Annotated in this window: 22 protein-coding genes; 7 read left to right on the top strand and 15 right to left on the bottom strand. The window is 66.6% G+C overall.

Annotation, left to right across the window (positions count from 1 at the left end; all coding sequences use genetic code 11):
• Positions 1-414: 414 nt before the first annotated feature.
• Both gcvT and D1793_RS03910 read right to left on the bottom strand, forming a co-directional pair.
• Positions 415-1,527 carry a glycine cleavage system aminomethyltransferase GcvT gene (gene gcvT, locus D1793_RS03915; protein WP_119023564.1) on the bottom strand — a complete coding sequence of 371 codons (1,113 nt, stop codon included), beginning with the start codon at positions 1,525-1,527 and terminating at the stop codon, positions 415-417.
• 77 nt (positions 1,528-1,604) lie between these two features.
• The gene (locus D1793_RS03910; protein WP_119020973.1) at positions 1,605-3,008 is read right to left on the bottom strand and encodes a sodium:alanine symporter family protein; all 1,404 of its coding nucleotides are present in this window, start codon (positions 3,006-3,008) and stop codon (positions 1,605-1,607) included.
• A gap of 497 nt (positions 3,009-3,505) precedes the next feature.
• On the opposite strand from D1793_RS03910, the gene gcvH reads away from it, so the two are divergent.
• From gcvH to D1793_RS03890, 4 genes are all read left to right on the top strand, one after another.
• Positions 3,506-3,898: a glycine cleavage system protein GcvH gene (gene gcvH, locus D1793_RS03905; protein WP_110068646.1), complete on the top strand. Its 393-nt coding sequence runs from the start codon at positions 3,506-3,508 to the stop codon at positions 3,896-3,898.
• A 104-nt stretch (positions 3,899-4,002) separates the two neighbouring features.
• The gene (gcvP, locus tag D1793_RS03900) at positions 4,003-6,897 is read left to right on the top strand and encodes an aminomethyl-transferring glycine dehydrogenase (protein WP_119020972.1); all 2,895 of its coding nucleotides are present in this window, start codon (positions 4,003-4,005) and stop codon (positions 6,895-6,897) included.
• Positions 6,898-7,097: 200 nt separating this feature from the next.
• Positions 7,098-8,315 carry a sulfite oxidase gene (locus D1793_RS03895; RefSeq protein WP_119020971.1) on the top strand — a complete coding sequence of 406 codons (1,218 nt, stop codon included), beginning with the start codon at positions 7,098-7,100 and terminating at the stop codon, positions 8,313-8,315.
• A 65-nt stretch (positions 8,316-8,380) separates the two neighbouring features.
• Positions 8,381-8,704 (top strand): cytochrome c, encoded by a 324-nt coding sequence (locus D1793_RS03890; RefSeq protein ID WP_119020970.1) that lies wholly within the window; start codon positions 8,381-8,383, stop codon positions 8,702-8,704.
• 32 nt (positions 8,705-8,736) lie between these two features.
• On the opposite strand, the gene D1793_RS03885 is transcribed toward D1793_RS03890, so the two are convergent.
• Positions 8,737-9,651 carry a LysR family transcriptional regulator gene (locus D1793_RS03885; RefSeq protein WP_119020969.1) on the bottom strand — a complete coding sequence of 305 codons (915 nt, stop codon included), beginning with the start codon at positions 9,649-9,651 and terminating at the stop codon, positions 8,737-8,739.
• A 98-nt stretch (positions 9,652-9,749) separates the two neighbouring features.
• On the opposite strand from D1793_RS03885, the gene ppnN reads away from it, so the two are divergent.
• On the top strand, positions 9,750-11,111 hold the full coding sequence (gene ppnN, locus D1793_RS03880; RefSeq protein ID WP_119020968.1) for a nucleotide 5'-monophosphate nucleosidase PpnN: 1,362 nt from the start codon (positions 9,750-9,752) through the stop codon (positions 11,109-11,111).
• A 111-nt stretch (positions 11,112-11,222) separates the two neighbouring features.
• On the opposite strand, the gene D1793_RS03875 is transcribed toward ppnN, so the two are convergent.
• Positions 11,223-11,588 (bottom strand): hypothetical protein, encoded by a 366-nt coding sequence (locus D1793_RS03875; RefSeq protein ID WP_119020967.1) that lies wholly within the window; start codon positions 11,586-11,588, stop codon positions 11,223-11,225.
• Position 11,589: 1 nt separating this feature from the next.
• On the bottom strand, positions 11,590-12,054 hold the full coding sequence (locus D1793_RS03870) for a flavodoxin domain-containing protein (protein WP_119020966.1): 465 nt from the start codon (positions 12,052-12,054) through the stop codon (positions 11,590-11,592).
• A 153-nt stretch (positions 12,055-12,207) separates the two neighbouring features.
• On the opposite strand from D1793_RS03870, the gene D1793_RS03865 reads away from it, so the two are divergent.
• A complete protein-coding gene (locus tag D1793_RS03865; protein WP_119020965.1) occupies positions 12,208-12,417 on the top strand; it encodes a DUF2788 domain-containing protein in 210 nt (69 codons plus the stop codon).
• Positions 12,418-12,474: 57 nt separating this feature from the next.
• Here D1793_RS03865 and ihfA read toward each other — a convergent pair whose 3' ends face one another.
• The 10 genes from ihfA to cysQ all read right to left on the bottom strand — a co-directional run bounded on the left by ihfA (position 12,475) and on the right by cysQ (position 22,052).
• Positions 12,475-12,774: an integration host factor subunit alpha gene (gene ihfA, locus D1793_RS03860; RefSeq protein ID WP_110068640.1), complete on the bottom strand. Its 300-nt coding sequence runs from the start codon at positions 12,772-12,774 to the stop codon at positions 12,475-12,477.
• Between the two features lie 88 nt (positions 12,775-12,862).
• The gene (pheT, locus tag D1793_RS03855; protein WP_119020964.1) at positions 12,863-15,244 is read right to left on the bottom strand and encodes a phenylalanine--tRNA ligase subunit beta; all 2,382 of its coding nucleotides are present in this window, start codon (positions 15,242-15,244) and stop codon (positions 12,863-12,865) included.
• 33 nt (positions 15,245-15,277) lie between these two features.
• Positions 15,278-16,297 (bottom strand): phenylalanine--tRNA ligase subunit alpha, encoded by a 1,020-nt coding sequence (pheS, locus tag D1793_RS03850; protein ID WP_119020963.1) that lies wholly within the window; start codon positions 16,295-16,297, stop codon positions 15,278-15,280.
• Between the two features lie 119 nt (positions 16,298-16,416).
• Positions 16,417-16,770 carry a 50S ribosomal protein L20 gene (rplT, locus tag D1793_RS03845; RefSeq protein WP_013332273.1) on the bottom strand — a complete coding sequence of 118 codons (354 nt, stop codon included), beginning with the start codon at positions 16,768-16,770 and terminating at the stop codon, positions 16,417-16,419.
• Positions 16,771-16,805: 35 nt separating this feature from the next.
• Positions 16,806-17,000: a 50S ribosomal protein L35 gene (gene rpmI / locus D1793_RS03840; protein WP_089725334.1), complete on the bottom strand. Its 195-nt coding sequence runs from the start codon at positions 16,998-17,000 to the stop codon at positions 16,806-16,808.
• A gap of 107 nt (positions 17,001-17,107) precedes the next feature.
• Positions 17,108-17,650, bottom strand: a complete 543-nt coding sequence (gene infC / locus D1793_RS03835; protein WP_258306193.1) for a translation initiation factor IF-3 — start codon at positions 17,648-17,650, stop codon at positions 17,108-17,110.
• Positions 17,651-17,683: 33 nt separating this feature from the next.
• The gene (gene thrS / locus D1793_RS03830; protein WP_119020962.1) at positions 17,684-19,582 is read right to left on the bottom strand and encodes a threonine--tRNA ligase; all 1,899 of its coding nucleotides are present in this window, start codon (positions 19,580-19,582) and stop codon (positions 17,684-17,686) included.
• 199 nt (positions 19,583-19,781) lie between these two features.
• Positions 19,782-20,444: an OmpA family protein gene (locus D1793_RS20010; RefSeq protein ID WP_119020961.1), complete on the bottom strand. Its 663-nt coding sequence runs from the start codon at positions 20,442-20,444 to the stop codon at positions 19,782-19,784.
• A gap of 266 nt (positions 20,445-20,710) precedes the next feature.
• Positions 20,711-21,178 carry a DUF2489 domain-containing protein gene (locus tag D1793_RS03820; RefSeq protein WP_119020960.1) on the bottom strand — a complete coding sequence of 156 codons (468 nt, stop codon included), beginning with the start codon at positions 21,176-21,178 and terminating at the stop codon, positions 20,711-20,713.
• A 43-nt stretch (positions 21,179-21,221) separates the two neighbouring features.
• On the bottom strand, positions 21,222-22,052 hold the full coding sequence (cysQ, locus tag D1793_RS03815; RefSeq protein WP_119020959.1) for a 3'(2'),5'-bisphosphate nucleotidase CysQ: 831 nt from the start codon (positions 22,050-22,052) through the stop codon (positions 21,222-21,224).
• A 213-nt stretch (positions 22,053-22,265) separates the two neighbouring features.
• On the opposite strand from cysQ, the gene D1793_RS03810 reads away from it, so the two are divergent.
• Entirely contained in the window at positions 22,266-23,726 is a 1,461-nt protein-coding gene (locus D1793_RS03810) for a DASS family sodium-coupled anion symporter (protein WP_162899900.1), read from the top strand.
• The last annotated feature ends 7 nt before the right edge of the window (positions 23,727-23,733 follow it).

Genomic DNA, 23,733 nt, shown 5'->3' with positions numbered 1-23,733 from the left:
TCATGGCAATTTCCATTTCCCTAAGTCGGCCAGTCTCTCTCCGACCACACCCTCTGTCGGCAAAATGCTACATACCCTGGAACGGGGACAAAAACGTCACAAAACAACCACATGTCTGTCGCCAACCGGGGACATCAAGTTACCGATTACCCCGGCAATCACGACGGAATATCAACACTGTGAACGGTTAGTTACTCGCTTCCACCGCCACGAAGGCATCGAAATAACGGCAAGGGCGAGGAGGAATTTCCGGAAGGAAGCCAGGCACAATGATGCCGAGAATGAGCGGCGAATCCGCCTCAGGGACACAACGACAACGGCCAGCTCCATGGAGCTGGCCGTTGTCGACAGGTGGAGCCTGAGCGGGAGGATCTCACTGCTGAACAGGTGGTTCAAGCTAACGGTATAAAGGCATCAGCCGCGGTAGTAGCCCGGCGCCACGAAGGGCATCCTGCTGACCGTCATCGGCAGGCGCTTGCCACGCACATCGGCGAACACCTGCATCCCGATCTCAGCATGGGACAGCGCCACGTAGCCCATGGCGACCGGCCGCCCCACCGACGGACCGAAGCCGCCGGAGGTGACGATCCCGATGCGCCCCCCTTCTGCATCGAATAGCTCGACGCCCTCACGCACCGGGGCACGCCCCTCCCCCAGCAGCCCGACCCGCTTGCGCTGATGATCCTTCGCCGCGACCTGGTGGAGGATCACATCCGCCCCGGGAAAGCCACCGGCACGCTCCCCGCCTCGGCGCCGCGGCTGGCCGATGGCCCACACCAGCCCCGCCTCCACCGGCGTGGTCTCGGTGTCGATATCGTGGCCATAGAGGCAGAGCCCCGCCTCCAGTCGCAGGGAGTCCCGAGCGCCCAGGCCGATCGCCTCCACCTCGGGCTCGGCCAGCAGGCGCCGCGCCAGTGCCTCGCTCTGATCGGCCGCCACCGAGATCTCGAAGCCATCCTCGCCGGTGTAGCCGCTGCGGCTGATCCATACGGAGAAGCCATCGATCTCGAAGCGGCCGTGCTGCATGAAGACCATCTCGCAGGCCGCCGGGCAGAGGCGCGCCATGACCTCGGCGGCCTTGGGCCCCTGCAGGGCCAGCAGGCCGCGGTCGAGGACCTCGAGCTCATGCCCAGCGGAGAGCCCGCGGCGCAGGTGAGCGATGTCCTGCTCCTTGCAGGCGGCATTGACCACGAGGTAGAGATGGTCCCCGGCATTGACCACCATCAGGTCGTCGAGGATGCCGCCCGCCTCGCTGGTGAACAGCGCATAGCGCTGCCAGCCCGGCTCGAGGCCGACGATATCCGCCGGCACCAGGGTCTCCAGCGCCTCGGCCGGAGACGGTCCCCGCAGCAGCAGCTGCCCCATGTGGGAGACATCGAAGAGGCCGCAGGCGCTGCGGGTGTGCTCGTGCTCCTTCTTGACACCGAGCGGGTACTGAACCGGCATCTCGTAGCCGGCGAAGGGCACCAGCTTCGCGCCCAGCTCCCGATGCAGCCCATGCAGCGGGGTGTGCTTGAGTTCGCTCATCATCTCTCCCTCGTCTTCGAGTCTCGCAAACAAGAACGGGAGGTGCCATGGCACCTCCCGTCGTCATCGGGCCGGCCTCAGCCCTTGTCGTGGTCGAGCTCTTCGCCCGGCAGGATCTCCTTGCCGTCGAAGTAGTCCCGGGTCAGTTTGAACACCACCGGCGACAGCAGCGCCAGGGCGATCAGGTTGGGAATCGCCATCATGGCGTTGAAGGTGTCGGCCATCAGCCAGATGAAGCCCAGGTTGGCCATGGCCCCCAGCGGGATCGCCAGCACGAACAGCACCCGATAGAGCATGATCGAGCGGGTACCGAACAGGAACTGGAAGCACTTCTCGCCGTAGAAGGACCAACCGAGGATGGTGGTGAAGGCGAAGACCGCCAGCGCCACCGACACGATCTGGTTGCCGAAGCCCGGCAGGGCCGCGTCGAACGAGAGCGCGGTCAGCGAGGCGCCGGCCTCCCCCTCGATCCACACCGTGGAGGTCAGGATCACCAGGGCGGTGATGGTGCAGATGATGATGGTATCGATGAAGGTGCCGAGCATGGCGATCATGCCCTGGCGCACCGGGTTCTTGGTCCTGGCGGCAGCGTGGGCGATGGGCGCACTGCCCAGGCCCGCCTCGTTGGAGAAGATGCCGCGGGCCACACCGAAGCGAATGGCCGCCATCACCGCCGCCCCGGCGAAGCCGCCGGCCGCCGCGATCGGGTTGAAAGCGTAGTAGAAGATCAGCCGGAAGGCCTCGCCGATCTGGCCGGCGTTGACGATCAGCACCAGGATACCGGCGATCACATAGAGGATGCCCATGATCGGCACCAGCTTGCCGGCTACCTTGGCGATCCGCTTGATGCCACCCAGGATCACCGCGCCGGCCAGCACCATGATCACCACGCCGGTGAGCCCATGGGGGATGCCGAAGGTGGAATCCAGGGCGTCGGCCACCGAGTTGGACTGCACGGTATTGCCGATGCCGAAGGCCGCCACGGCCCCGAAGAAGGCGAAGGCACCGCCCAGCCACAGCCACTTCTTGCCCAGGCCGTTCTTGATGTAGAACATCGGACCACCGATGTGGTAGCCGGTGCTGTCGGTCTCGCGGTAGCGCACCGCCAGCACCGCCTCGGCGAACTTGGTGGCCATGCCCACCAGCGCCGTGATCCACATCCAGAACACCGCACCGGGGCCGCCCAGGGCGATGGCGGTCGCCACGCCGGCGATGTTGCCGGTGCCGATGGTGGCGGAAAGCGCCGTCATCAGGGCGTTGAAGGGCGAAATCTCGCCGTCATCGTCCTTTTTCTTTTCGCCGGGCACCGGCTTGGCATCCCGCCCCTGCCACATCAGCTTGAAGCCCATGCCGAGCTTGCGTAGCGGCATCAGCTTGAGGCCGATCTGGAGGTAGAGGCCCACCCCCAGCAGCAGGATGAGCATCAGCGGCCCCCACACCACGCCGTTGATGGCCCCAAAGATACTGTTCAAGGTTTCCACGTGAATCTCCCTTTGCGATTGTTGTTTTGATTCGCCGACCACGCCCCGCAATGCCAGGCGATCATCCCGCCGTGGCGTTGGCCATGCGCAGGATCGACGAAACGAACCGCGCTAACATAGCGGATCTTGCCGCCTCTTCACCAGCCTGACGAATGACTCAACTTCAACTCTTGCCCCATTCGGTGAAAACATGTTTCCGATGAGAAACACGAACAGGGCCCGCGAAGCCATGCCTCTACCCGCAGGATAGTCAGTCTCGCCGGCATCGTCGCCCCGCGCCGCCTGCCTGGCGCCGAGCCTTGACCCCAGGCGGCGTTGACCACCAATGACGAGGCCAAATCTCCCCGTGACGGGGCCTGCGGCTGGACGAATGGCCACCGCCGGGCCACCCTTGGAGGCGGGAGTACGCCCCGGATACGCCGCGGGGGCTCGCCAAACGCCGTCGATGGCGTTAGCATTTGCACATCCAGAAAACCTTTTTCGTATAGGAAATTCTCATGAGCTCAATTCCTGCCAACCTCCGCTACGCCGACAGCCACGAATGGGTGCTGGACAACGGTGACGGCACCGTGACCATCGGCATCAGCGACCACGCCCAGCAGGCGCTCGGCGACGTGGTGTTCGTGGAGCTGCCCGAGGTCGGTCGCACCCTCGCCGTGAAGGAGGAGTTCGGGGTGATCGAGTCGGTCAAGGCCGCCTCCGACCTCTACGCCCCGGTGGCCGGCGAGGTGATCGCCGTCAACGAGGCCCTCGAGGACGCCCCCGAGACCGTCAACGAGGCCCCCTACGCGGACGGCTGGATCATGAAGGTTCGCCTGGACGACAGCGCCCAGCTCGACGACCTGCTGGATGCCGACGGCTACGCCGCCGTCGCCCAGTCCGACGATTGAGGCCGCCGCGACTCTCCCTGCTGCCCCGGCCGCCCTGGCCGGGGCCTTGATTTCAACGCCCGCGTCGTCCCCTCGACGCCCCTGATCCACGCTACGGTGCCCCCATGCCGATCGACACTCGCCGCCTGGCCGACCTGGCCGCCCACGATGACTTCCTGCAACGCCACAACGGTCCCCGCGAGGCGGACGTGACGGCCATGCTGGCCACCCTCGGGGTGGAGAGCCTTTCGGCGCTGATCGAGCGCACCGTGCCGGCGGATATCCGCCTGGGCCGCGAGCTCGAGCTGGACCCGCCGCGCAGCGAGGCCGAGGCGCTGGACTACCTCAAGCGCCTGGCGCGTCAGAACCGGGTGTTCAAGAGCTATATCGGCCAGGGCTACCACGGCACCCACCTGCCGCCGGTGATCCAGCGCAACGTGCTGGAGAACCCCGGCTGGTACACTGCCTACACCCCCTATCAGCCGGAGATCTCCCAGGGCCGCCTGGAGGGACTGCTCAATTTCCAACAGATGGTGATGGACCTGACCGGCATGGAGCTGGCCAATGCCTCGCTGCTGGACGAGGCCACCGCCGCCGCCGAGGCCATGGCGCTGTGCCACCGCGCCAACAAGAAGGCCAAGAGCGAGGTCTTCTTCGTCGCCGATGACGTGCTGCCCCAGACCCTGGACGTGGTGCGCACCCGGGCCGCCTACTTCGGCTTCGAACTGGTGGTGGCTCCGGTCGAGCAGCTGGCCGAGGCGGAGGCCTTCGGGGCTCTGCTGCAGTACCCCGGCGAGAGCGGCCGGGTCCATGACCTGGCGCCGCTGCTCAGTGCTGCCGCCGAGCGCGGCATCATGACCTGTGTGGCCGCCGACATCATGAGCCTGGTGCTGCTCAAGGAGCCGGGGGCGCTTGGCGCCGATATCGTCATCGGCACGACCCAGCGCTTCGGCGTACCGATGGGCTTCGGCGGCCCCCACGCGGCCTTCTTCGCCACCACCGACAAGCTCAAGCGCTCGATCCCGGGACGCATCATCGGCGTCTCCCAGGACAGCCGCGGCGGCCAGGCGCTGCGTATGGCGATGCAGACCCGCGAGCAGCACATCCGTCGCGAGAAGGCCACTTCCAACATCTGTACCGCCCAGGCGCTGCTGGCCAACATCGCCGGCTTCTATGCGGTCTACCACGGTGCCGAGGGGCTGCGCACCATCGCCTCCCGCATCCATCGCCTGACCACCCTGCTGGCCATGGGCCTCCGCGAGAAGGGCATTCAGCTTGCCCACGACAGCTGGTTCGACACCCTGCGCCTGACCGGCGTGGATGCCGGCAAGCTGCACGGCCGCGCCCTGACCCGCGAGATCAACCTGCGCTACTTCGACAATGGCGACGTGGGCGTGAGCCTCGACGAGACCACCACCGCCCACGACCTGGACGTGCTGTTTGACGTGCTGGTGGGCGAGGAACACGGTCTCTCCGTAGCCGCCCTGGATGAGCGTGCCGTGGCCGAGGGCGCCAGCGGGATTCCGGCGGCGTCACGGCGCGAGAGCGACTTCCTGACCCACCCGACCTTCAAGCGCTACCGCAGCGAGACCGAGATGCTGCGCTACCTAAAGCGCCTGGAGAACAAGGACCTGTCGCTGGCCCACGCGATGATCCCGCTCGGCTCCTGCACCATGAAGCTCAACGCCACCAGCGAGATGATCCCGATCACCTGGCCGGAGTTCGCCAACGTGCACCCCTTCGTGCCCCGCGACCAGGTGGCCGGCTACCAGCAGATGATCGACGAGCTGGCCGCCTTCCTGGTGGAGGTGACCGGCTACGACCACATCTCCATGCAGCCCAACTCCGGCGCCCAGGGCGAGTACGCCGGTCTGGTGGCGATCCGCCGCTACCAGGCCGCCATCGGCGAGGGCCACCGTGATGTCTGCCTGATCCCCAGCTCCGCCCACGGCACCAACCCCGCCTCGGCGGCCATGGTCGGCCTCAAGGTGGTGGTGGTGGAGTGCGACGCCCTCGGCAACATCGACGTCGAAGACCTGCGCGACAAGGCCGAGCAGCACAGCGAGGCGCTCTCCTCGATCATGATCACCTACCCCTCCACCCACGGGGTCTTCGAGGCCAACGTGCGCGAGGTGTGCGCGATCGTGCACGCACACGGCGGCCAGGTCTACGTGGACGGCGCCAACATGAACGCCCAGGTGGGCCTGACCCGTCCCGGCGACTTCGGCGGCGACGTCAGCCACCTCAACCTGCACAAGACCTTCTGCATCCCCCACGGCGGCGGCGGCCCGGGCATGGGTCCGATCGGCGTCAAGGCGCACCTCGCCCCCTACGTCTCGAACCACGTGGTCACTCCCATCCCCGGCGTCAACGCCGACTGCGGCGCGGTCTCGGCGGCGGCCTTCGGTTCGGCGTCGATCCTGCCGATCTCCTGGGCCTACATCAAGATGATGGGCGCTCGCGGCCTGCGCGAGGCCACCGAGCTCGCCATCCTCAACGCCAACTACATCGCCGCCCGCCTCGGCGAGCACTACCCGGTGCTCTATCGCGGCGAGAACGGCAGCGTGGCCCACGAGTGCATCATCGACATCCGCCCGCTCAAGGCGGCCTCCGGGATCAGCGAGGAGGACATCGCCAAGCGCCTGATGGACTACGGCTTCCATGCCCCGACCATGTCCTTCCCGGTACCCGGCACGCTGATGATCGAGCCCACCGAGTCGGAATCCCGCTACGAGATCGACCGCTTCTGCGACGCCATGATCGCGATCCGCGAGGAGATCACGCGGGTCGAGGCCGGCGAGTGGCCGGCGGACGACAACCCGCTGGTCAACGCCCCGCACACCCAGGCCGACCTGATGGACGCCGAGTGGGCGCACCCCTACTCCCGCGAGCTGGCCGCCTTCCCCACCGCCGCGGTCAAGGCCTCCAAGTACTGGCCGGCGGTGAACCGAGTCGACAACGTCTTCGGCGACCGCCAACTGGTCTGCTCCTGCCCCAGCATCGACGAGTATCGCGACTGATCCGCGAAACAGAGGGGGTGAGACGCCAAACGGCGCTTCGCCCCCTCCTGAATGACCCAGCGGCCCCGCCATTCGGCGGGGCCGCTGTCGTTGGTGCCGATTTGACCGAATCAAGAATAGGAACTTATATGATTATGATGAAGTTGAGCTGTCCCACTCGACTTCGACTCTCCATACGATAACAACCAGAGGAGATCGGCATGCCTGCGTCCCCCATGCCCCCCGAACCACCCCAGACCCTCGACAACCCTGCCCGCCGCACCCTGCTCAAGGGCGGCGTGGGTGCCGTGGCCGCCCTGGGCCTTATGCCGCTGATCCCGGTGGCCCGCGCCAGCCTCGACACGCTGCCCGACTACGTGGCCTGGAAACGCCAGCAGGACCTGATCCTCCACGGCCGCGAGACCATCGAGACCCAGCGCGGCGCCATCCGCAGCGGCGTGGTCACCCCCAGCCGCACCCTCTTCGTGCGCAACAACTTGCCGGCACCGGACCCCAGCATCAACGACGACCCGGATGCCTGGGAGGTCGCCATCGAAGGCGTCAACAACCCACGCAACCTCACGGTCGCTGAGCTCAAGCGCATGAACGTCACCTCGGTGGCCTCGGTGCTGCAATGCTCCGGCAATGGGCGCGCCTTCTTCCCCCACGGCGCCAGTGGCACCCAGTGGACGGTGGGCGCCGCCGGCTGCGTGGTATGGACCGGCGTGCCCCTCAAGCATGTGATCGATGAGCTGGGCGGCCCGGCCGACGGCGTCCGCTTCCTCACCGGCACCGGGGGCGAGGAGATTCCCGAGGGGCTGGATCCCAAGGACATCATGGTGGAGCGCTCTGTCCCGCTGGAGGCCATGGAGACGGCCCTGCTCGCCTGGGAGATGAACGACGAGCCCCTGGACCTCGCCCATGGCGGACCGCTGCGCCTGGTGATTCCCGGCTACTACGGGGTCAACAACGTCAAATACGTCAAGCGGGTTGCCCTGACCGAAGAGGAGACCGAGGCGCGGATCCAGACCAGCGGCTACCGCATCCGCGAGGTCGGCGTCGGCGGCTCCCCGGACCAGCCCTCCATGTGGGAGATGAACGTCAAGTCCTGGGTGACCCTGCCGCTGGAGAGCGCCCACGAAGGGCGCAACCTGATCTACGGCGTCGCCTTCGGCGGCACCCGGAACGTCGACAGGGTCGAGGTCTCCCTGGATGGGGGGGAGAGCTGGCAGGACGCCGAGCTGATCGGACCGGACCTGGGACCCTATGCCTGGCGCCCCTTCGTGCTCGCCACCGAGCTATCGCCCGGCGACTACCGCATCGTCTCCCGCGCCACCGACGAGGACGGCAACAGTCAGCCCCGCGAGCGTTATGAGAACGAGCGCGGCTACCTGCACAACGGCTGGGAGGACCACGGTGTCACCGTGACGGTGGCCTGATCGCACCCCGGAGAGCGGCCGCCGACGGCCGCTCTCCGGCCCTCCCCGCAAGAAGAGGACTCCCGATGGCAAGACCCCGGATCTCCGCGCTGGCGGCCGTCATCCTGCTGGCCGCACTGCCTGTCGCTGCCGATGAGACCCTGACCCTCGGCAAGCAGGTGTTCACCGAAACCGCGACCCCCTCCTGCACCATCTGCCACACCCTCCAGGATGCCGGCTCCTCGGGAGCCATTGGGCCCAACCTGGATGAGCTGAAGCCCAGCGCTGAAGCTATTCGCGCCGCCGTTGCTCGCGGTGTCGGCGTGATGCCGGCCTATGAAGAGGCGCTCTCCAGCGAGCAGATCGACGCCGTGGCGCGCTACGTCTCCTACGCACACGGCGGAGAGTGACCCAAGCGGCAGCGCCCGCCCGGGCGCTGCCGTCACAGGGGGGCCGGGAGCTCGCCGAAGCCGGAGAGCGCCTGGCGACGCTGCTCCCGGAAATCCTCGAGCAGGCGCACGTAGCGGCGCGGCATCTCGCTGCCGGCGCGGGTAACCAGATGCAGGGTCTCGTGGACCGCCACCGGCAGGTCCAGCTCCTTGACCTGGCGCTGCCAGGGCGAAGTCTCCAGCACCAGCCGCGAGACCACGGTAAAGCCGAGCCCCCGGGCCACCGCATCCAGCACCATGCCCACCTCGTTGGTGAAGCCCTGGCGCCGGAAGTGGCTCATGGAGCGAAACTCTCGAGGGAAGTTACTGCGCAGCAGCGCACTGGCGTGGTTGAGGCCATCGGAGTAGTTGATGAAGCCGATGCCCATCAGCTCGGCGAGCCCGCTGCCGGCGAAATCCGCCGGCACCACCAGGCACAGGGGTTCGCGGTGCCAGGGCTCCACCTTCAGGTCGGGCTGGCGCAAGGTGTCGGTGACGATGCCCAGGTCGTAGCGGCCGGCCAGCACGTCCTGGACGATCTCGTGGTTGAAGGCAAAGCTGTAGCTGACCGATAGGCCGGGATGCATCTGCTGCTGCCCGAGCAGGAAGGGGTAGAGCATCAGCCCAACGCTCCCCGGTGAGGCCAGGCGGCACTCCCCCGAGAAGAGGGAGTCGACATCGAGGGAGTGGCGAAACTGCTCATGGTCGGCAAACAGCTTCAGCGCATAATCATAGGCCCGCCGCCCCGCCTCGGTCAGGGTGAAGCGCCGGCCGTGGCGCTCCAGCAGCGGCTTCTCCAGGTACTGCTCGAGCTTGCGCACGTGCTGGCTGACCCCAGGCTGGGTCATCTCCAGACGGCGGGCCGTCTGGGTGAAGCTGCCGGTCTCGACCAGGGTGATGAAGGTGCGAAAGTAGAGCGCGTTGAACATGGCGGGCCAGATGAGAGATGGACGGCCCATTGTAGCACCGGGCGTCGGCGTGCCGTGATAGCATCGGCACAGACGACACCCGCGACAAGGACGCCTCTATGCCCGACACCATCTCCAGCATCATCTCCCCGGAAGGCAGTCTCGAGATCCTCTCACAGCACGAGGTGAGTCGCCTTCACGACACCTCCAAGGCCGGCCTGCACGACATCCTGCGCCGCTGCTCCCTGGCGGTGCTCAACTGCGGCTCGCCCATCGACGACAGCGTCGCCCTGATGGAGGCCTACCAGGACTTCGATATCGAGGTGATCCCGCAGGATCGCGGCATCCGCCTCAAGCTCACCAACGCCCCGGCCGAGGCCTTCGTGGATGGCAAGATGATCCGCGGCATTCGGGAGCACCTCTCCTCGGTGCTGCGCGACATCGTCTACGTCTACAACGAGATCCAGGGCCACCAGCGCTTCGACCTGAGCACCGGCGAGGGCACCACCAACGCCGTGTTCCATATCCTGCGCAAGGCCGGCACCCTCAAGCCCGGCCGCGATCCCAGCCTGGTGGTCTGCTGGGGCGGCCACTCCATCTCCCGCGAGGAGTACGAGTACAGCAAGGACGTCGGCTACCACCTGGGCCTGCGCGAGATGGACATCTGCACCGGCTGCGGCCCGGGCGCCATGAAGGGTCCCATGAAGGGTGCCAACGTGGCCCATGCCAAGCAGCGCCGTCGCGAAGGCCGCTACCTGGGGGTCTCGGAGCCCGGTATCATCGCCGCCGAGGCACCCAACCCCATCGTCAACGAACTGGTGGTGATGCCCGACATCGAGAAACGCCTGGAGGCCTTCGTGCGCCTGGGCCACGGTATCATCGTCTTCCCGGGTGGGGTGGGCACCGCCGAGGAGATTCTCTACCTGCTCGGCATCCTGCTCCATCCGGACAATGCCGACATGGAGCTGCCGGTGATCTTCAGCGGGCCGGCCAACAGCGCCGAGTACTTCGCGCGCATCGACGAGTTCCTGGTCTACACCCTGGGGGAAGCGGTGCGTCAGCGCTATCGCATCATCATCGACGACCCCACCGAGGTGGCCCGCGCCATGCGCAAGGGTATCGATGCGGTGGCCGAGTACCGCCGGGCGCGCCAGGATGCCTTCTACTACAACTGGCGCCTGACCATCGACCGCCCCTTCCAGGAGCCCTTCGAGCCCACCCACGAGGCCATGGCCGGGCTGGCCCTGCACCGCAACCAGCCGGTGCATGAGCTGGCCGCCAACCTGCGCCGCGCCTTCTCGGGGATCGTCGCCGGCAACGTCAAGGAACAGGGCATCCGCGCCATTCAGGCTCACGGCCCCTTCCGCCTACACGCCGAGGAGGAGCTTATGGCGCGCCTCGACCGGCTCCTCAGCTCCTTCGTCGCTCAGGGCCGCATGAAGCTCTCCGGCGACTACGAGCCCTGCTACACCCTGGGGTGAGCAGCACGCTGCAGGACATCAAGGTTCACTAACGCAAGGAGCAAGCCCAGGGGGTTCCTGAAGCTTGCTCCATGTGGCATGTGGCTTTTTGGCTTCTGACGTGCGGCAGGCCTAGCGAGGCGCCTTGATCCACAGCCCGAGGGCGTGCAGCAGCAGCCCCAGAGTGGCGCCGTGGGCAATCAGCAGCTCCCAGCCGATGAAGTCGGTGAACAGGGCATGGTAGAGCCCCATACCCACCAGGCCTGCCACCATGCACACTCCCAGCCGCCCCATCAGGGGCGGCAGGCGCCGGCGTGCCTCGGCCTCGAGCATCCGCCAGTGGGTCACCGCCACGCCGGCCACCACCAGCAAGGCGATCAGGATCAGGTTGAAGCGGTTGTCGTGGCCGCCCACCAGGTAGCGGGGAATGGTCGACAGCATCAGCAGCGTAAGGCCCAGCATCAGGCTGAGCCGCTCGGGGGTCGGCTGGGTGCCCATCTCAGGCCACCTTGAGCGCTTGGGACTCGATCCACTCCTCGGCCCAGGGCAAGGCAGCGTCATCGGCCATGAAGGTCTCCATGGCATCGACCTCAAGCCGCTCGCCGAGACGCTTGGCGCCCTGCCCCTGCAGCAGCTCGTCGAGCTGGCGCCCGGCACCGCAGAAGGTGTCGCCATAGGAGCTGTCGCCCAGAGCGATCAGCCCGTAGCGCAGCGAGGAGAGACCGGGGCTCTGTTCGGCAATGGCCCGGGCGAAGGGCACGAAGTTGCCCGGGTAGTCGCCGCTGCCGGTGGTGGAGACGCAGAAAAGCGCCAGGTCGGTATCCGACCCGGTGAGGTCCTCGAGGACGGGATTCTCGAGGATGGCCACCTCGAAGCCGGCCTCCTCGAACAGCGGCTTGACCTGCTCGGCGACGTCCAGGGCGCCGCCATACATGGTACCGACGAAGATCTTGAGCATGGGCATGTCTTGGATTTACCTGAGAATTCCACTCGGATATTAACACGACTCATTGACGCGGCCCATCCCCCGGCGAGGCGTTTCGCCGCACCCCGGGCCCTGCGCCGAGCGGGATGACCCAGTATAATGCTGGGTCTTTCACCCCTGCACGGAGGCGACATGCAGCAGACCTTCGAAACTTGGATCACCCCGATCATGATCGGTGGCCTGATCCTGTTCATGGGCTTCATCATCTGGGACCTGGCAAAGAAGTCCAACGCCGGACGCTTCGGCACCCTCATGCTCTTCGTCGTGCTGGGTGCTGGCATCCTGGGCTATGTGCTCAAGGTGGTGATCACCTGGGCGCTGGAGAACGGCGGCGGCGTATAAGGAAAGCAGAACGCCACCCCGAAGGGTGGCGTTCAACGCAGGGCGGCACGGCAAGAATCAGGCGTCGCCGCGGTAGCCCTCCACCTGGCTCTTGAGCTTCTGGCCGGGGCGAAAAGTCACCACGCGCCGGGCGGAGATCGGGATCTCCTCACCTGTCTTGGGGTTGCGGCCCGGCCGTTCGCGCTTGTCACGCAGGTCGAAGTTACCGAAACCGGACAGCTTGACCTGTTCATTCTCGCGCAGGCAGGCCCGGATCTCCTCGAAGAAGGCTTCCACCATGGACTTGGCCTCGCGCTTGGAGAGGCCCAGCTCGGCATGCAGATGCTCGGCCAGCTCGGCCTTGGTCAGTGCACCCATTTTCACTCCCTCGTATGGGGTCCGCCTTACGGCCGGTACCGACTCCCCGCTCCGCCTCGCCGGCTCCTTCACCGCGCCTCCGCAACGCTTAACCGCGAAGCTCCGCGCCCAGGTGCTGACGTGACTCAGTGACGATGGCATCGACCAACTGATTGATTTCCTCGTCATTCAGCGTGCGCGAAGGATGCTGCCAGGTCAAGCCCAGCGCCACGCTCTTGCGCCCTTCCGCGACCCCCTTGCCCCGATAGACGTCGAACAGGCGACTCTCGGTGAGCCATTCGTCGGCCTGGCCATGGATGGTATCGAGCAGCGCCTGGACGGGCAGATCCTCGTCCACCAGGAAGGCCAGGTCACGGCGCACTTCCGGGAACCGTGACAGCGGCGTGAAGGCCGGCACCCGGCCATGGGTCAGGGCATCGAGGCGCACCTCGAACAGCACGGCGTCCACCTTCAGCCCCAGCTGGGCACGCACCGCGGGGTGCAGGGTGCCGATCCAGCCGGCCTCCTCGCCACGGTGGAGAATCCGGGCACACTGGCCCGGATGCAGGGCCGAATGCGTCGCAGGCTCGAAGCGCCAGGCCTCGGGCTCGCCGCCCATGGCCAGCAGGCTCTCCAGGTCGCCCTTGAGGTCGAAGAAATCGACACTCTCGCGGCCGGCGGCCCAGCCCTCGGGATCCCGGGAGCCACACACCAGCGCGCCCAACATCGGCAGCTGCTGCAGGTCGTCGAGCTCACCGCGGAAGATCAGGCCGGTCTCGAACAAGCGCACCCGGGTCTGCTGGCGATTGAGGTTGTGCTGAAGCGCACGCACCAGGCCCGGGAAGAGGCTCGCCCGCATCACCGACAGGTCGGCCGAGATGGGGTTGGCCAGCACCGGCGAGACGGCCTCGGGCAGCAGCGCCTTCTGCAGCTCAGGGGCGACGAAGCTGTAGGTCACTGCCTCCTGGTAGCCGCGGGCCACCATCTGGCGACGCAGGCGGGCGAGCGGCGTGCGCGCCTCGTGGTCGGGACGCAGTGCCAGGCGTGCCGCCGGGCGGCGCACCGGCAGGCGGTTGTAGCCGTGGATGCGGGCCACCTCCTCGATCAGGTCCTCCTCGATGGCGATATCGAAGCGCCAGCTCGGCGCCACGGCGCTCCAGCCGAGCTCATCGGCCTGCACCGCCATCCCAAGACGCTCCAGGATCTCGGTGACTTCATCGGCGGGCAGCGCCTTGCTCAGCGCCTGCTCGAGCCGCGCGGCGCGCAGGCGCACTTGGCGCTCGCCGGGCAGGTGCTCACCGCTTGCCACCTCCACCAGCGGCCCCGGCTCGCCGCCGGTGATCTCGAGCAGCAGCGCCGTGGCGCGTTCGGCGGCCTCGCGGGCCAGGAGCGGGTCCACCCCGCGCTCGAAGCGGTGGGAGGCATCGGTATGCAGGCCGTAGTTGCGCGCCTGGCCGGCCACCGCCAGGGGTGCGAAGAAGGCCGACTCCAGGAAGATGTCGCGGGTCTCGGTATTCACGCCGGAGTGCTCGCCGCCCATGACGCCGGCGATGGCCAGGGGGCCACGCTCGTCGGCGATCACCAGAGTGGTATCGGTCAGGGTGACCTCCTGGCCATCGAGCAGCACCAGGCGCTCGCCCTCCCGGGCCAGACGCACGATCACGGCACCGTGAAGGTTGGCACGATCGAAGGCGTGCAGGGGCTGGCCGAGCTCCAGCATCACGTAGTTGGTGACATCCACCACCGGATCGATGGAGCGGATGCCGCTGCGACGCAGCCGCTCCACCATCCACAGCGGCGTCTCAGCGGTCACGTCGACCCCCTTGATCAGCCGGCCGATATAGCGCGGGCAGTGCTCGCGGTCCTCGACGCGCACCGCGACGGTCTCGTCATGGGTCGCGGCGACCGGCGCGATGGCGGGCCCAGCCACCGGCAGGCGATTGAGCACCCCCACCTCGCGCGCCATGCCTTTGACGCTCAGGCAGTCGCCGCGATTGGGGGTCAGGTCCACCTCGATGGTGTGGTCATCCAGGCCCAGCCAGGCGCGGAAGTCCTCGCCCACCGGGGCACTCGCCGGCAGCTCCAGAATGCCTGGGGAGGTCTCCTCTTCCAGGCCGAGCTCGGAGGCGGAGCAGATCATGCCGCGGGACTCCTGGCCGCGCAGCTTGGCTTTCTTGATCTTGAAGTCGCCGGGCAGCACGGCGCCGACCCGAGCGAAGGGCACCCGCTGCCCCACCGCCACGTTGGGCGCCCCACACACCACCTGGACCGGCTCGCCGGTGCCATCGTCGACCCGGCAGACGCTCAGCTTGTCGGCATCGGGGTGCTGGATCTTCTCCAGGACCTCGGCCACCACCACGCCCTCGAAGATCGCCGCGACGGACTCCACCGCGTCCACCTCGAGCCCGGCCATGGTGATCTGGTCGGCCAGGGCCTGGGTCGCAAGCTGCGGCGACACCCATTCGCGCAGCCACTGTTCGGAAAATTTCATGACAAATCCTGTGTTCTGCTGGTGCGAGGGAGGTCAGGCAAACTGGCGCAGGAAGCGCAGGTCGTTGTCGAAGAACATACGCAGGTCGTTCACGCCGTAGCGCAGCATGGCCAGGCGCTCGGCCCCCATGCCGAAGGCGAAGCCGGTGTAGCGCTCGGCGTCGATGCCGGAGTGGCGGAACACCTCGGGGTGCACCATGCCGCAGCCCATCACCTCGAGCCAGCCGCTGTGGGAGCAAACCCGGCAGCCGTCACCGGAGCACATCACGCACTGGATATCGACCTCGGCGGAAGGCTCGGTGAAGGGGAAATAGGAGGGACGGAAACGCACCGAGAGGTCGTCACGCTCGAAGAAGGCGTGCAGGAAGTCCTCGATGGTGCCCTTGAGGTCGGCGAAGCTGACATCCTCGTCCACCAACAACCCTTCCACCTGGTGGAACATGGGGGTGTGGGTCAGGTCGGAGTCGCTGCGGTAAACCCGCCCCGGGCAGACGATACGGATCGGCAGCTTGCCCTCCTTCATGGTGCGCACCTGGACCGGCGAGGTATGGGTACGCAGCAGTCGGGTGGCGTCGAAGTAGAAGGTGTCGGCCATGCCCCGCGCCGGATGGTGGGCCGGGATATTGAGCGCCTCGAAGTTGTGGTAGTCATCCTCGATCTCGGGACCCACCGCCACGTCGTAGCCGATGCGAGTGAAGAGCCCCTCGATGCGCTCCAGGGTGCGCGTCACCGGATGCAAACCGCCGCTGGACTGGCCGCGCCCGGGTAGGGTCACGTCGATGCGCTCGGCGGAGAGGCGTGCTTCCAGGGCCGCCTTCTCCAGGGCCGCACGGCGCCCCTCCAGCTCCTCGGCCAGCGCCTGCTTGGCCTGGTTGATGCGTTCACCGGCAGCCGGGCGCTCGGCGCCCGGCAACTGGCCGAGCCCCTTGAGCAGCGCGGTGATCTCGCCCTTCTTGCCGAGGTAGCGCACGCGCAGCTCCTCCAGGGCCGGAATGGTCTCGGCGGCCTGGATCGCCTGGCGGGCCTCGGTGACCAGAGTGGGAAGGTGGTCCATCCGTTGCGCTCCGAATTCGAGTATCAGTCTTCAAGAAAAAGGGGAAGAGCGGCTGCTCTTCCCCCTGAACGTCAGCGTGCGTCCTGCCGCGGCAGGACACACGCGGATGACGCGGTCACTTACTGGGCAGCCTTGGCCTTCTCGACGATGGCAGCGAAAGCTGCCTTCTCGTTCACGGCCAGGTCAGCCAGGACCTTGCGGTCGATCTCGATACCGGCCTTCTTCAGGCCACCAACGAAGCGGCTGTAGGACAGGCCGTGCTGACGGGCGCCGGCGTTGATACGCTGGATCCACAGGGCGCGGAACTGACGCTTGCGCTGGCGGCGGTCGCGATAAGCGTACTGGCCGGCCTTGATGACGGCCTGCTTGGCAACGCGGAACACGCGGCTGCGGGCACCGTAGTAACCCTTGGCCTGCTTGAGAATCTTCTTGTGACGACGACGGGCGACAACGCCACGCTTGACACGAGTCATAGCTTACTCCTGACGAAAAAGGGGTCTACCAAGGGTTACAGGTTAGGCAGCATCCGCTGGATCAGCGCCTTGTCGGCGTCGTGGATCTGCTTCATGCCGCGCAGCTGACGCTTACGCTTGGTGGACTTCTTGGTCAGGATGTGGCTACGGAACGACTGCTTGTGCTTGAAGCCGTTGGCCGTCTTCTTGAAGCGCTTGGCGGCGCCACTGTTGCTCTTGATCTTCGGCATGGAAGAACACTCCATTACGAGGTTTTTTTCAGAAAACCCGGGGCCGACGGTGGGCTACCCCACCGCCCGTTTGACGGGCCGCCGGATCACTTCTTCTCTACTACTGCTTACTGCTTCTTCTTGGGGGCAATGATCATGATCATCTGCCGCCCTTCCATCTTGGGGAAGGACTCCACGGTCCCGATCTCCTCGAGATCGGCGGCGATCCGTTCCATCAGCTTGCGGCCGAGGTCCTGGTGCGCCATTTCACGACCGCGGAAACGCAGCGTGACCTTGCCCTTGTCGCCACCTTCGAGGAAACGGATCAGGTTCTTCAGCTTGACCTGATAGTCGCCCTCGTCGGTACCAGGCCGGAACTTGACTTCCTTGACCTGAATCTGCTTCGTCTTCTTCTTCTGAGCGGACTTCTGCTTCTTCTGCTCGAAGACGAACTTGCCGTAGTCCATGATCTTGCAGACGATCGGATCGGCATTGGATATCTGTACGAGGTCGAGTCCCGAGGCTTCGGCGCGCTCCAGAGCTTCGCTGGTGGGCACGACGCCCAGCTGCTCGCCGTCGGCATCGATCAGGCGAACCTGATCCTCGGTAATACGCTCGTTCATCGGGGGGCGCTTATCCTGGACGCGCCCTCTTGGGTTGCTTCGCTTGATCGCTCAGTCTCCTTAAGACGATTGACGATGTCGTCAGCCGAGTTCGGCGTTCAGACGCTCGATGAGGTCATCGACCCGCATGGTGCCTAGATCCTCGCCGGTGCGTGTACGCACGGCCACCGAGTCGGCCTCGACTTCCTTATCCCCCACCACAAGGAGATAGGGAACTTTCTGCAACGTATGCTCGCGGATTTTAAAGCCGATCTTCTCGTTCCTCAAGTCCGCCTTGACGCGCAGGCCGATTTTCTGCAAACGCTTCTCGAGATCCAGCACGTAATCGCGCTGGGCATCGGTGATATTGAGGATCACCGCCTGCTGCGGCGCCAGCCACAGCGGCATGGCCCCAGCGTAGTGCTCGATGAGGATACCCAGGAAGCGCTCGAAGGAGCCCAGGATCGCACGGTGCAGCATCACCGGGGTCTTGCGGGCGCCGTCCTCATCGACGAACTGGGCGCCGAGGCGACCCGGAAGGTTGAAATCAAGCTGCAGGGTGCCGCACTGCCAGACCCGATTGAGGCAGTCACGCAGGGAGAACTCGATCTTGGGACCGTAGAAGGCACCCTCGCCCGGCTGCAACTCCCACTGAAGCCCGGTGGCGTTGAGCGCCGCCTCGAGGCCCGCCTCGGCACGGTCCCACATCTCAGGCTCACCAAGGAAGTCCTCGGGACGCGTGGAGAGCTTGAGCTCCACGTCGTCGAAGCCCAGCTCCTTGTAGACCTTCAGGGTCAGGGCGATGAAGTCCTCAGCCTCGGCCTGGATCTGCTTCTCGGTGCAGAAGATGTGAGCGTCGTCCTGGGTGAAGGCGCGCACCCGCATCAGACCGTGCAGCGAACCGGAGGGCTCATTGCGGTGGCAGCTGCCGAATTCGGCCAGGCGCAGCGGCAGGTCCCGGTAGCTCTTCAGGCCCTGGTTGAACACCTGCACGTGGCAGGGGCAGTTCATCGGCTTCACCGCGTAGTCGCGCTTCTCGGACTCTGTGGTGAACATCAGCTCGCTGTAGTGCCCCCAGTGGCCGGACTTCTTCCACAGCGAGAGATCCACCACCTGGGGCGTCTTGATCTCCTGGTAGCCATTCTCGATCTGCACCCGGCGCATGTACTGCTCCAGCGCCTGGTACATGGTCCAACCGTTGGGATGCCAGAACACCATGCCCGGGGCCTCCTCCTGGAGGTGGAAGAGGTCCATCTTCCGGGCCAGCTTGCGATGGTCGCGCTTCTCGGCCTCCTCGAGGCGCTTGAGGTAGGCCTTGAGCTGCTTCTTGTCGGGCCATGCGGTGCCGTAGATCCGGGTCAGCATCGGCTTAGTGGCATCGCCGCGCCAGTAGGCACCGGCCAGCTTGGTGAGCTTGAAGGCCTGCAAGTGCCGGGTGTTGGGCACATGGGGCCCCCGACACATGTCGGTGTACTCTTCATGGTGATAGAGGCGGATGGTCTCGCCTTCCGGGATCTCGCGGACGATCTCCTGCTTGTAGGGCTCGTCGCGGTGCAGGAAGGTGAGCATGGCCTTGTCACGATCGACGTATTCGCGGACCACGTCGTAGTCCTTGTCGATCAGCTGCTTCATGCGCTTCTCGATCGCCTCGAGGTCCTCGGGGGTCGCCGGGCGGCCGAAGTCGATATCGTAGTAGAAGCCGTCGTCGATCACCGGACCGATCGCCATCTTCGCCTCAGGGAAGAGCTGCTTGACGGCATGGCCGATCAGGTGGGCGCAGGAGTGGCGGATCACCTCCAGCCCCTCGGCATCGCGAGCGGTGAGGATAGCCACCTCGGCGTCGCGCTCGATCAGGTCGGCGGCATCCACCGGCACACCGTCGATCTTGCCGGCCACGCAGGCCTTGGCAAGCCCGGGGCCGATCGCCTCGGCCAGCTGCATCACGGTGATCGGGGTATCGAAGGTTCTCTGACTGCCGTCGGGCAGGGTAACGATGGGCATGAAGGGGGTCCTTGTGCGCAGTGGTGGCCCATACGAGAGACCACGTGTCGCGGTAAACAGGGATGGAAAAGCGGCGACTACCTTACCAGAGTCGGTCACCGGGGCGCCACCGGCCGCGACCGCCAGGCGCAACGCAGCAGGGGCGCCCGAAGGCGCCCCTGCCGGTCGGGCGATGACTCGCCCGGTTCACGACGGTCGATTACTGACGATCGATCTCGACGCGACGGTTCAGGGCACGGCCCTCGTCGGTGTCGTTGCTCGCGACCGGACGCTCCAGACCGTAGCCCACGGCGATCATGCGGTCACCGGCGATGCCCTGGCTTTCCAGGTAGGTGCGCACGGAGTTGGCACGACGCTCGGAGAGGCCCTGGTTGTACTGGGCGGAGCCGACGGAGTCGGTGTGACCCTCGATGCGGATGCGCACATCAGTGTGCTCGCGCAGACGACGGGCGACCTCGTCCAGGGTCGTCTCGGCAGCGGGGGTCAGCGCATCGGAATCGAACGCGAAGTTGACCTCGCTGGAGAGGGTCACCGGCTCGAAGTCCGGCACGGGCTCGGGCTCAGGCTCGGGCTCAGGCATCGGCTCGGGCTCGGCCACCGGAGCCGGGGTGCGGTCGGCACACAGCAGAGCGCCGATGGCGGCACCGGCAACGGCACCGGTGGCGGCACCTTCTTCTTCATCGGAGCTGCCGCTGGTGGCGTAGCCGATGCTGCCGCCGATCAGACTGCCGGCGATGCCGCAGGTCACCGGCTGCTGGTACCAGGGACGATCGGATGAGGGGGTGGTGTTGGGGGTGGCACAGCCGGCAAGGCCAACCACCAGAGCGGAACCGAGCAGCAAGCCAGTCGTGGATTTCTTCATGTGAAACTCCTTCTCTTTTTCTTTCTTGGTTCCAGGTCAGGCAACAGGTTCACCGCCTTCCCAGATGATCCCGACGATTGGGCGCCGCGGAGTCGGCTCCGCCGCGACCGGACCTCACCTGCCCTGATCGCATCACGATCCGGGTAGGCTCGGCACGGGCCAAGCTTGCAGCAGCTCGCCCCATCTTTCAATCGCCTTCTTATGAACTTAGCAGATTGTTACAATATACTCACAGTGTTCGAAAACAGGCGAGAGGCATTCAGGCGTCAGTGCAGGCTGCCCGGCCAGTTGCGCCGGAACTCCAGCACCGCATCGGCCGCAGCGAGCACCGCCTCGCTCAGCTCCTCCTCCACGGTCAGCCGCTCGCGATCCTCCTTGAAGCGCTCCTTGGGCGTCAGCGCCTTGCGCGCCGCGTGAGTGTGCAGGTGGCGAGTACGCTCATGGACCTCGCCGAAGGGGCGAAAGGCCTCGCGCTCCAGCAGCCGCGGATCCAGGATCTCCAGCAGCACCTTGCAGCGCCAGGCCCCCTCGGTGACATCCACCTGCTCCTGGAGCAGGGCCGAGGCCACGAGTTCGAGGTTCTCCAGGCAGTTGTCTCGGGCGCGGCGCTCCTCCTCCTCACGGAAGGCCTGCCGGCGGCGAACCTCCTGGCGAAGCGTATAGGCGTAGGCGGCCAGGCCGGCGATGATCGCCAGGCCGAGGCCGGCGAGGACAAGCGCAGTGGTTGTCGACATCAGGGCTCTCGAGGTTGTGGGTCGTATCGGGGCTGGCCCCATTCTACCGGTGCCGCCCGCTCTCCCCAACCGCCTGGCGCCCCAGGACCACCAGGCGCTCCCGCCAGGCAGGCGTCGCACAGGCGATGAAGTGGCCATTGACCAGGCTCTCCCCCTGCTGGCAGCGCAGTGACGCCAGACTGTCCGCCGAGAGGACCACGCCACCAGCGGCCTCCAGCACCGCCTGGCCAGCGGCGGTGTCCCACTCGCAGGTGGGCGAGAAGCGCGGGTAGAGGTCGGCATGCCCCTCGGCGATGCGACAGAACTTCACCGAGCTGCCGCAGCGCTCCAACTGGGCGCCGGGGATCGCCGCGATCCATGCCCGGGTGACGGGGTCGAGGTGCGCCCGACTGGCCAGCACCCTTGGCGGCCAGCGGGGCGCCACCTGGATCGCCCGGCGTGCCTCGGCCTGCCAGCGCCAGGCCCCCTGGCCGACGATGCCGGCCCAGCTGGCGCCCGAGGCCGGTGCATGCACCACCCCCATCACCGGCCGCCCCGCCTCGACCAATGCCACATTGACGGTGAAGTCATCGAAGCCGTCGACAAACTCGCGCGTGCCGTCCAGCGGGTCGATCAGCCAGAAACGCTGCCACTCCCGGCGCGCCTCCCAGGGCACCTCGCGCCCCTCCTCGGAGAGGATCGGCAGCGTCGAGCCGGCCGCCAGGCCCGCCACCAGGATCTCATGGGCGGCCAGGTCCGCGGCCGTCACCGGCGAGGCGTCCTCCTTGGCGTCGACCCGGAAGCCCGCCTCGCGTACCGCCAGGATGGCGCGCCCCGCCTCCTCGCAGAGGCGCACCAGGGTCTCGAGGTCCGGCTGGGTATTGCTTGGCTCCATGACAAGGCTCCTGGAGGTCCGGGGTGTCGGGTGGGGACGGCGGGAACAGGGTTGCCCCTGGCCTGACCCGAGTCAAGGTTGCCGGCATCCGCCGACCGCGGGCGCGGCACCTTAGACCAAAGGCGAATAAGACTATCCTGACGCACGACTACAACTTAAGTAGAATGCCGCGCTCTCACGCACCCCGGTGCCAATCCGCTGATGGAGACACGCATGCCGTCGAGTCCCGATGTTCCCGAGAAGACACAGGGCCCTTCCGGTCCCGGCCGCTTCGGCCTGTGGCTGGGCCCCGCCCTGCTGCTCGCCACCCTGATCCTGCCACCACCCGCCGGCATGAGCGAGGCCGCCTGGGCCTGCGTGGGGCTGGCGCTGCTGATGGCCACCTGGTGGTCCACCGAGGCCGTCCCCATCCCGGTCACCTCGCTGCTGCCCATGCTGCTGGTGCCTGCCCTGGGCCTCGGTACCCTGGGCGAGGCCACCGGCAGCTACGCCAACCCGATCATCTACCTCTTCCTGGGCGGCTTCCTGCTCGGCATCTCGATGCAGCGCTGGAACCTCCATCGTCGCCTGGCGCTGCATGTGCTCAAGCTGGTGGGCCACCAGCCCCGTCGCCAGATCGCCGGCTTCATGATCGCCACCGGCTTCCTGAGCATGTGGGTCTCCAATACCGCCACCGCCATCATGATGCTGCCGATCGGCATGTCGGTAATCAGCCTGCTCGGTGACAACAGCGACCCCGACGAGGTCAAGCGCTACGCCACCGCTCTGCTGCTGGCCATCGCCTACTCCGCCAGCATTGGCGGCGTGGCAACCCTGATCGGCACCCCGCCCAACGCCCTACTGGCCGGCTACCTGGCGGAGGATCGCGGCATCGATATCGGCTTCGCCCAGTGGATGATCATCGGCCTGCCCATCAGCATCACCATGATGGGCGCGGCCTGGTGGTGGCTGACCCGCGGTGGCTTCCGCCTCGAGGCCGGCGAGGACAGCGCCGGGGTGGTCGGCCAGGAACTTGCCAAGCTCGGCCCCATGAGCGCCGCCGAGCGGCGTGTGGCGATCATCTTCTCGCTGGCGGCGCTGGCCTGGGTGGTGCGCCCCCTGCTCAATGACCTGGGCCTGTCGTGGCTCTCTGACACCAGCATCGCCATCGCCGCCGGCGTGGTGCTGTTCCTGGTGCCCAGCGGTCGCGGCGACGGCGAGCGGCTGATGGTCTGGGAGGAGGCCCAGAAGCTGCCCTGGGGGATCCTGCTGCTGTTCGGCGGTGGCCTGGCACTGGCGGGCACCATCACCCGCACCGGGCTCGCCGAGTGGATCGCCGGCCAGCTGGCCATCTTCGGCACCTTCCCGCTGCTGGCGATGATCGCCGTGGTGGTGCTGGTGATCATCTTCCTCACCGAGGTGACCTCCAACACCGCCACCGCCGCGGCCTTCCTGCCGCTGCTGGGCGCCCTGGCCCTATCGTTGGACATCTCCCCGCTGCTGGTCACGGTGCCCGCCGCCATCGCCGCCAGCTGTGCCTTCATGATGCCGGTGGCCACGCCGCCGAATGCCATCGTGTTCGCCACCGGCCACATGAAGATCCAGTCGATGATCCGCGCCGGCTTCGCGCTCAACCTGATCAGCACCGTGCTGGTCACCCTGATGGCCTACTTCCTGCTGATCACCCTCTGGTAGGAACGCC

It is taken from the genome of Halomonas sp. JS92-SW72 (assembly GCF_003547075.1).
In the GTDB taxonomy this organism is placed as follows: Bacteria; Pseudomonadota; Gammaproteobacteria; order Pseudomonadales; family Halomonadaceae; genus Halomonas; species Halomonas alkalicola.
The sequence above is the reverse complement of the archived record's forward strand: the minus strand, read 5'-3'. Positions and strand labels throughout refer to the sequence as shown.

Coding starts and splice junctions, on each gene's coding strand:
- gcvT (WP_119023564.1), bottom strand. CDS start 1,527: ATGAGCGAACTCAAGCACACCCCGCTGCATGGGCTGCATCGGGAGCTG.
- D1793_RS03885 (WP_119020969.1), bottom strand. CDS start 9,651: ATGTTCAACGCGCTCTACTTTCGCACCTTCATCACCCTGGTCGAGACC.
- cysQ (WP_119020959.1), bottom strand. CDS start 22,052: ATGGAGCCAAGCAATACCCAGCCGGACCTCGAGACCCTGGTGCGCCTC.
- thrS (WP_119020962.1), bottom strand. CDS start 19,582: ATGCCCATCGTTACCCTGCCCGACGGCAGTCAGAGAACCTTCGATACC.
- rplT (WP_013332273.1), bottom strand. CDS start 16,770: ATGACTCGTGTCAAGCGTGGCGTTGTCGCCCGTCGTCGTCACAAGAAG.
- D1793_RS20010 (WP_119020961.1), bottom strand. CDS start 20,444: ATGAAGAAATCCACGACTGGCTTGCTGCTCGGTTCCGCTCTGGTGGTT.
- D1793_RS03890 (WP_119020970.1), top strand. CDS start 8,381: ATGGCAAGACCCCGGATCTCCGCGCTGGCGGCCGTCATCCTGCTGGCC.
- rpmI (WP_089725334.1), bottom strand. CDS start 17,000: ATGCCGAAGATCAAGAGCAACAGTGGCGCCGCCAAGCGCTTCAAGAAG.
- D1793_RS03865 (WP_119020965.1), top strand. CDS start 12,208: ATGCAGCAGACCTTCGAAACTTGGATCACCCCGATCATGATCGGTGGC.
- D1793_RS03870 (WP_119020966.1), bottom strand. CDS start 12,054: ATGCCCATGCTCAAGATCTTCGTCGGTACCATGTATGGCGGCGCCCTG.
- D1793_RS03810 (WP_162899900.1), top strand. CDS start 22,266: ATGCCGTCGAGTCCCGATGTTCCCGAGAAGACACAGGGCCCTTCCGGT.
- gcvH (WP_110068646.1), top strand. CDS start 3,506: ATGAGCTCAATTCCTGCCAACCTCCGCTACGCCGACAGCCACGAATGG.
- ihfA (WP_110068640.1), bottom strand. CDS start 12,774: ATGGGTGCACTGACCAAGGCCGAGCTGGCCGAGCATCTGCATGCCGAG.
- D1793_RS03895 (WP_119020971.1), top strand. CDS start 7,098: ATGCCTGCGTCCCCCATGCCCCCCGAACCACCCCAGACCCTCGACAAC.
- gcvP (WP_119020972.1), top strand. CDS start 4,003: ATGCCGATCGACACTCGCCGCCTGGCCGACCTGGCCGCCCACGATGAC.
- pheS (WP_119020963.1), bottom strand. CDS start 16,297: ATGGACCACCTTCCCACTCTGGTCACCGAGGCCCGCCAGGCGATCCAG.
- pheT (WP_119020964.1), bottom strand. CDS start 15,244: ATGAAATTTTCCGAACAGTGGCTGCGCGAATGGGTGTCGCCGCAGCTT.
- D1793_RS03820 (WP_119020960.1), bottom strand. CDS start 21,178: ATGTCGACAACCACTGCGCTTGTCCTCGCCGGCCTCGGCCTGGCGATC.
- D1793_RS03875 (WP_119020967.1), bottom strand. CDS start 11,588: ATGGGCACCCAGCCGACCCCCGAGCGGCTCAGCCTGATGCTGGGCCTT.
- ppnN (WP_119020968.1), top strand. CDS start 9,750: ATGCCCGACACCATCTCCAGCATCATCTCCCCGGAAGGCAGTCTCGAG.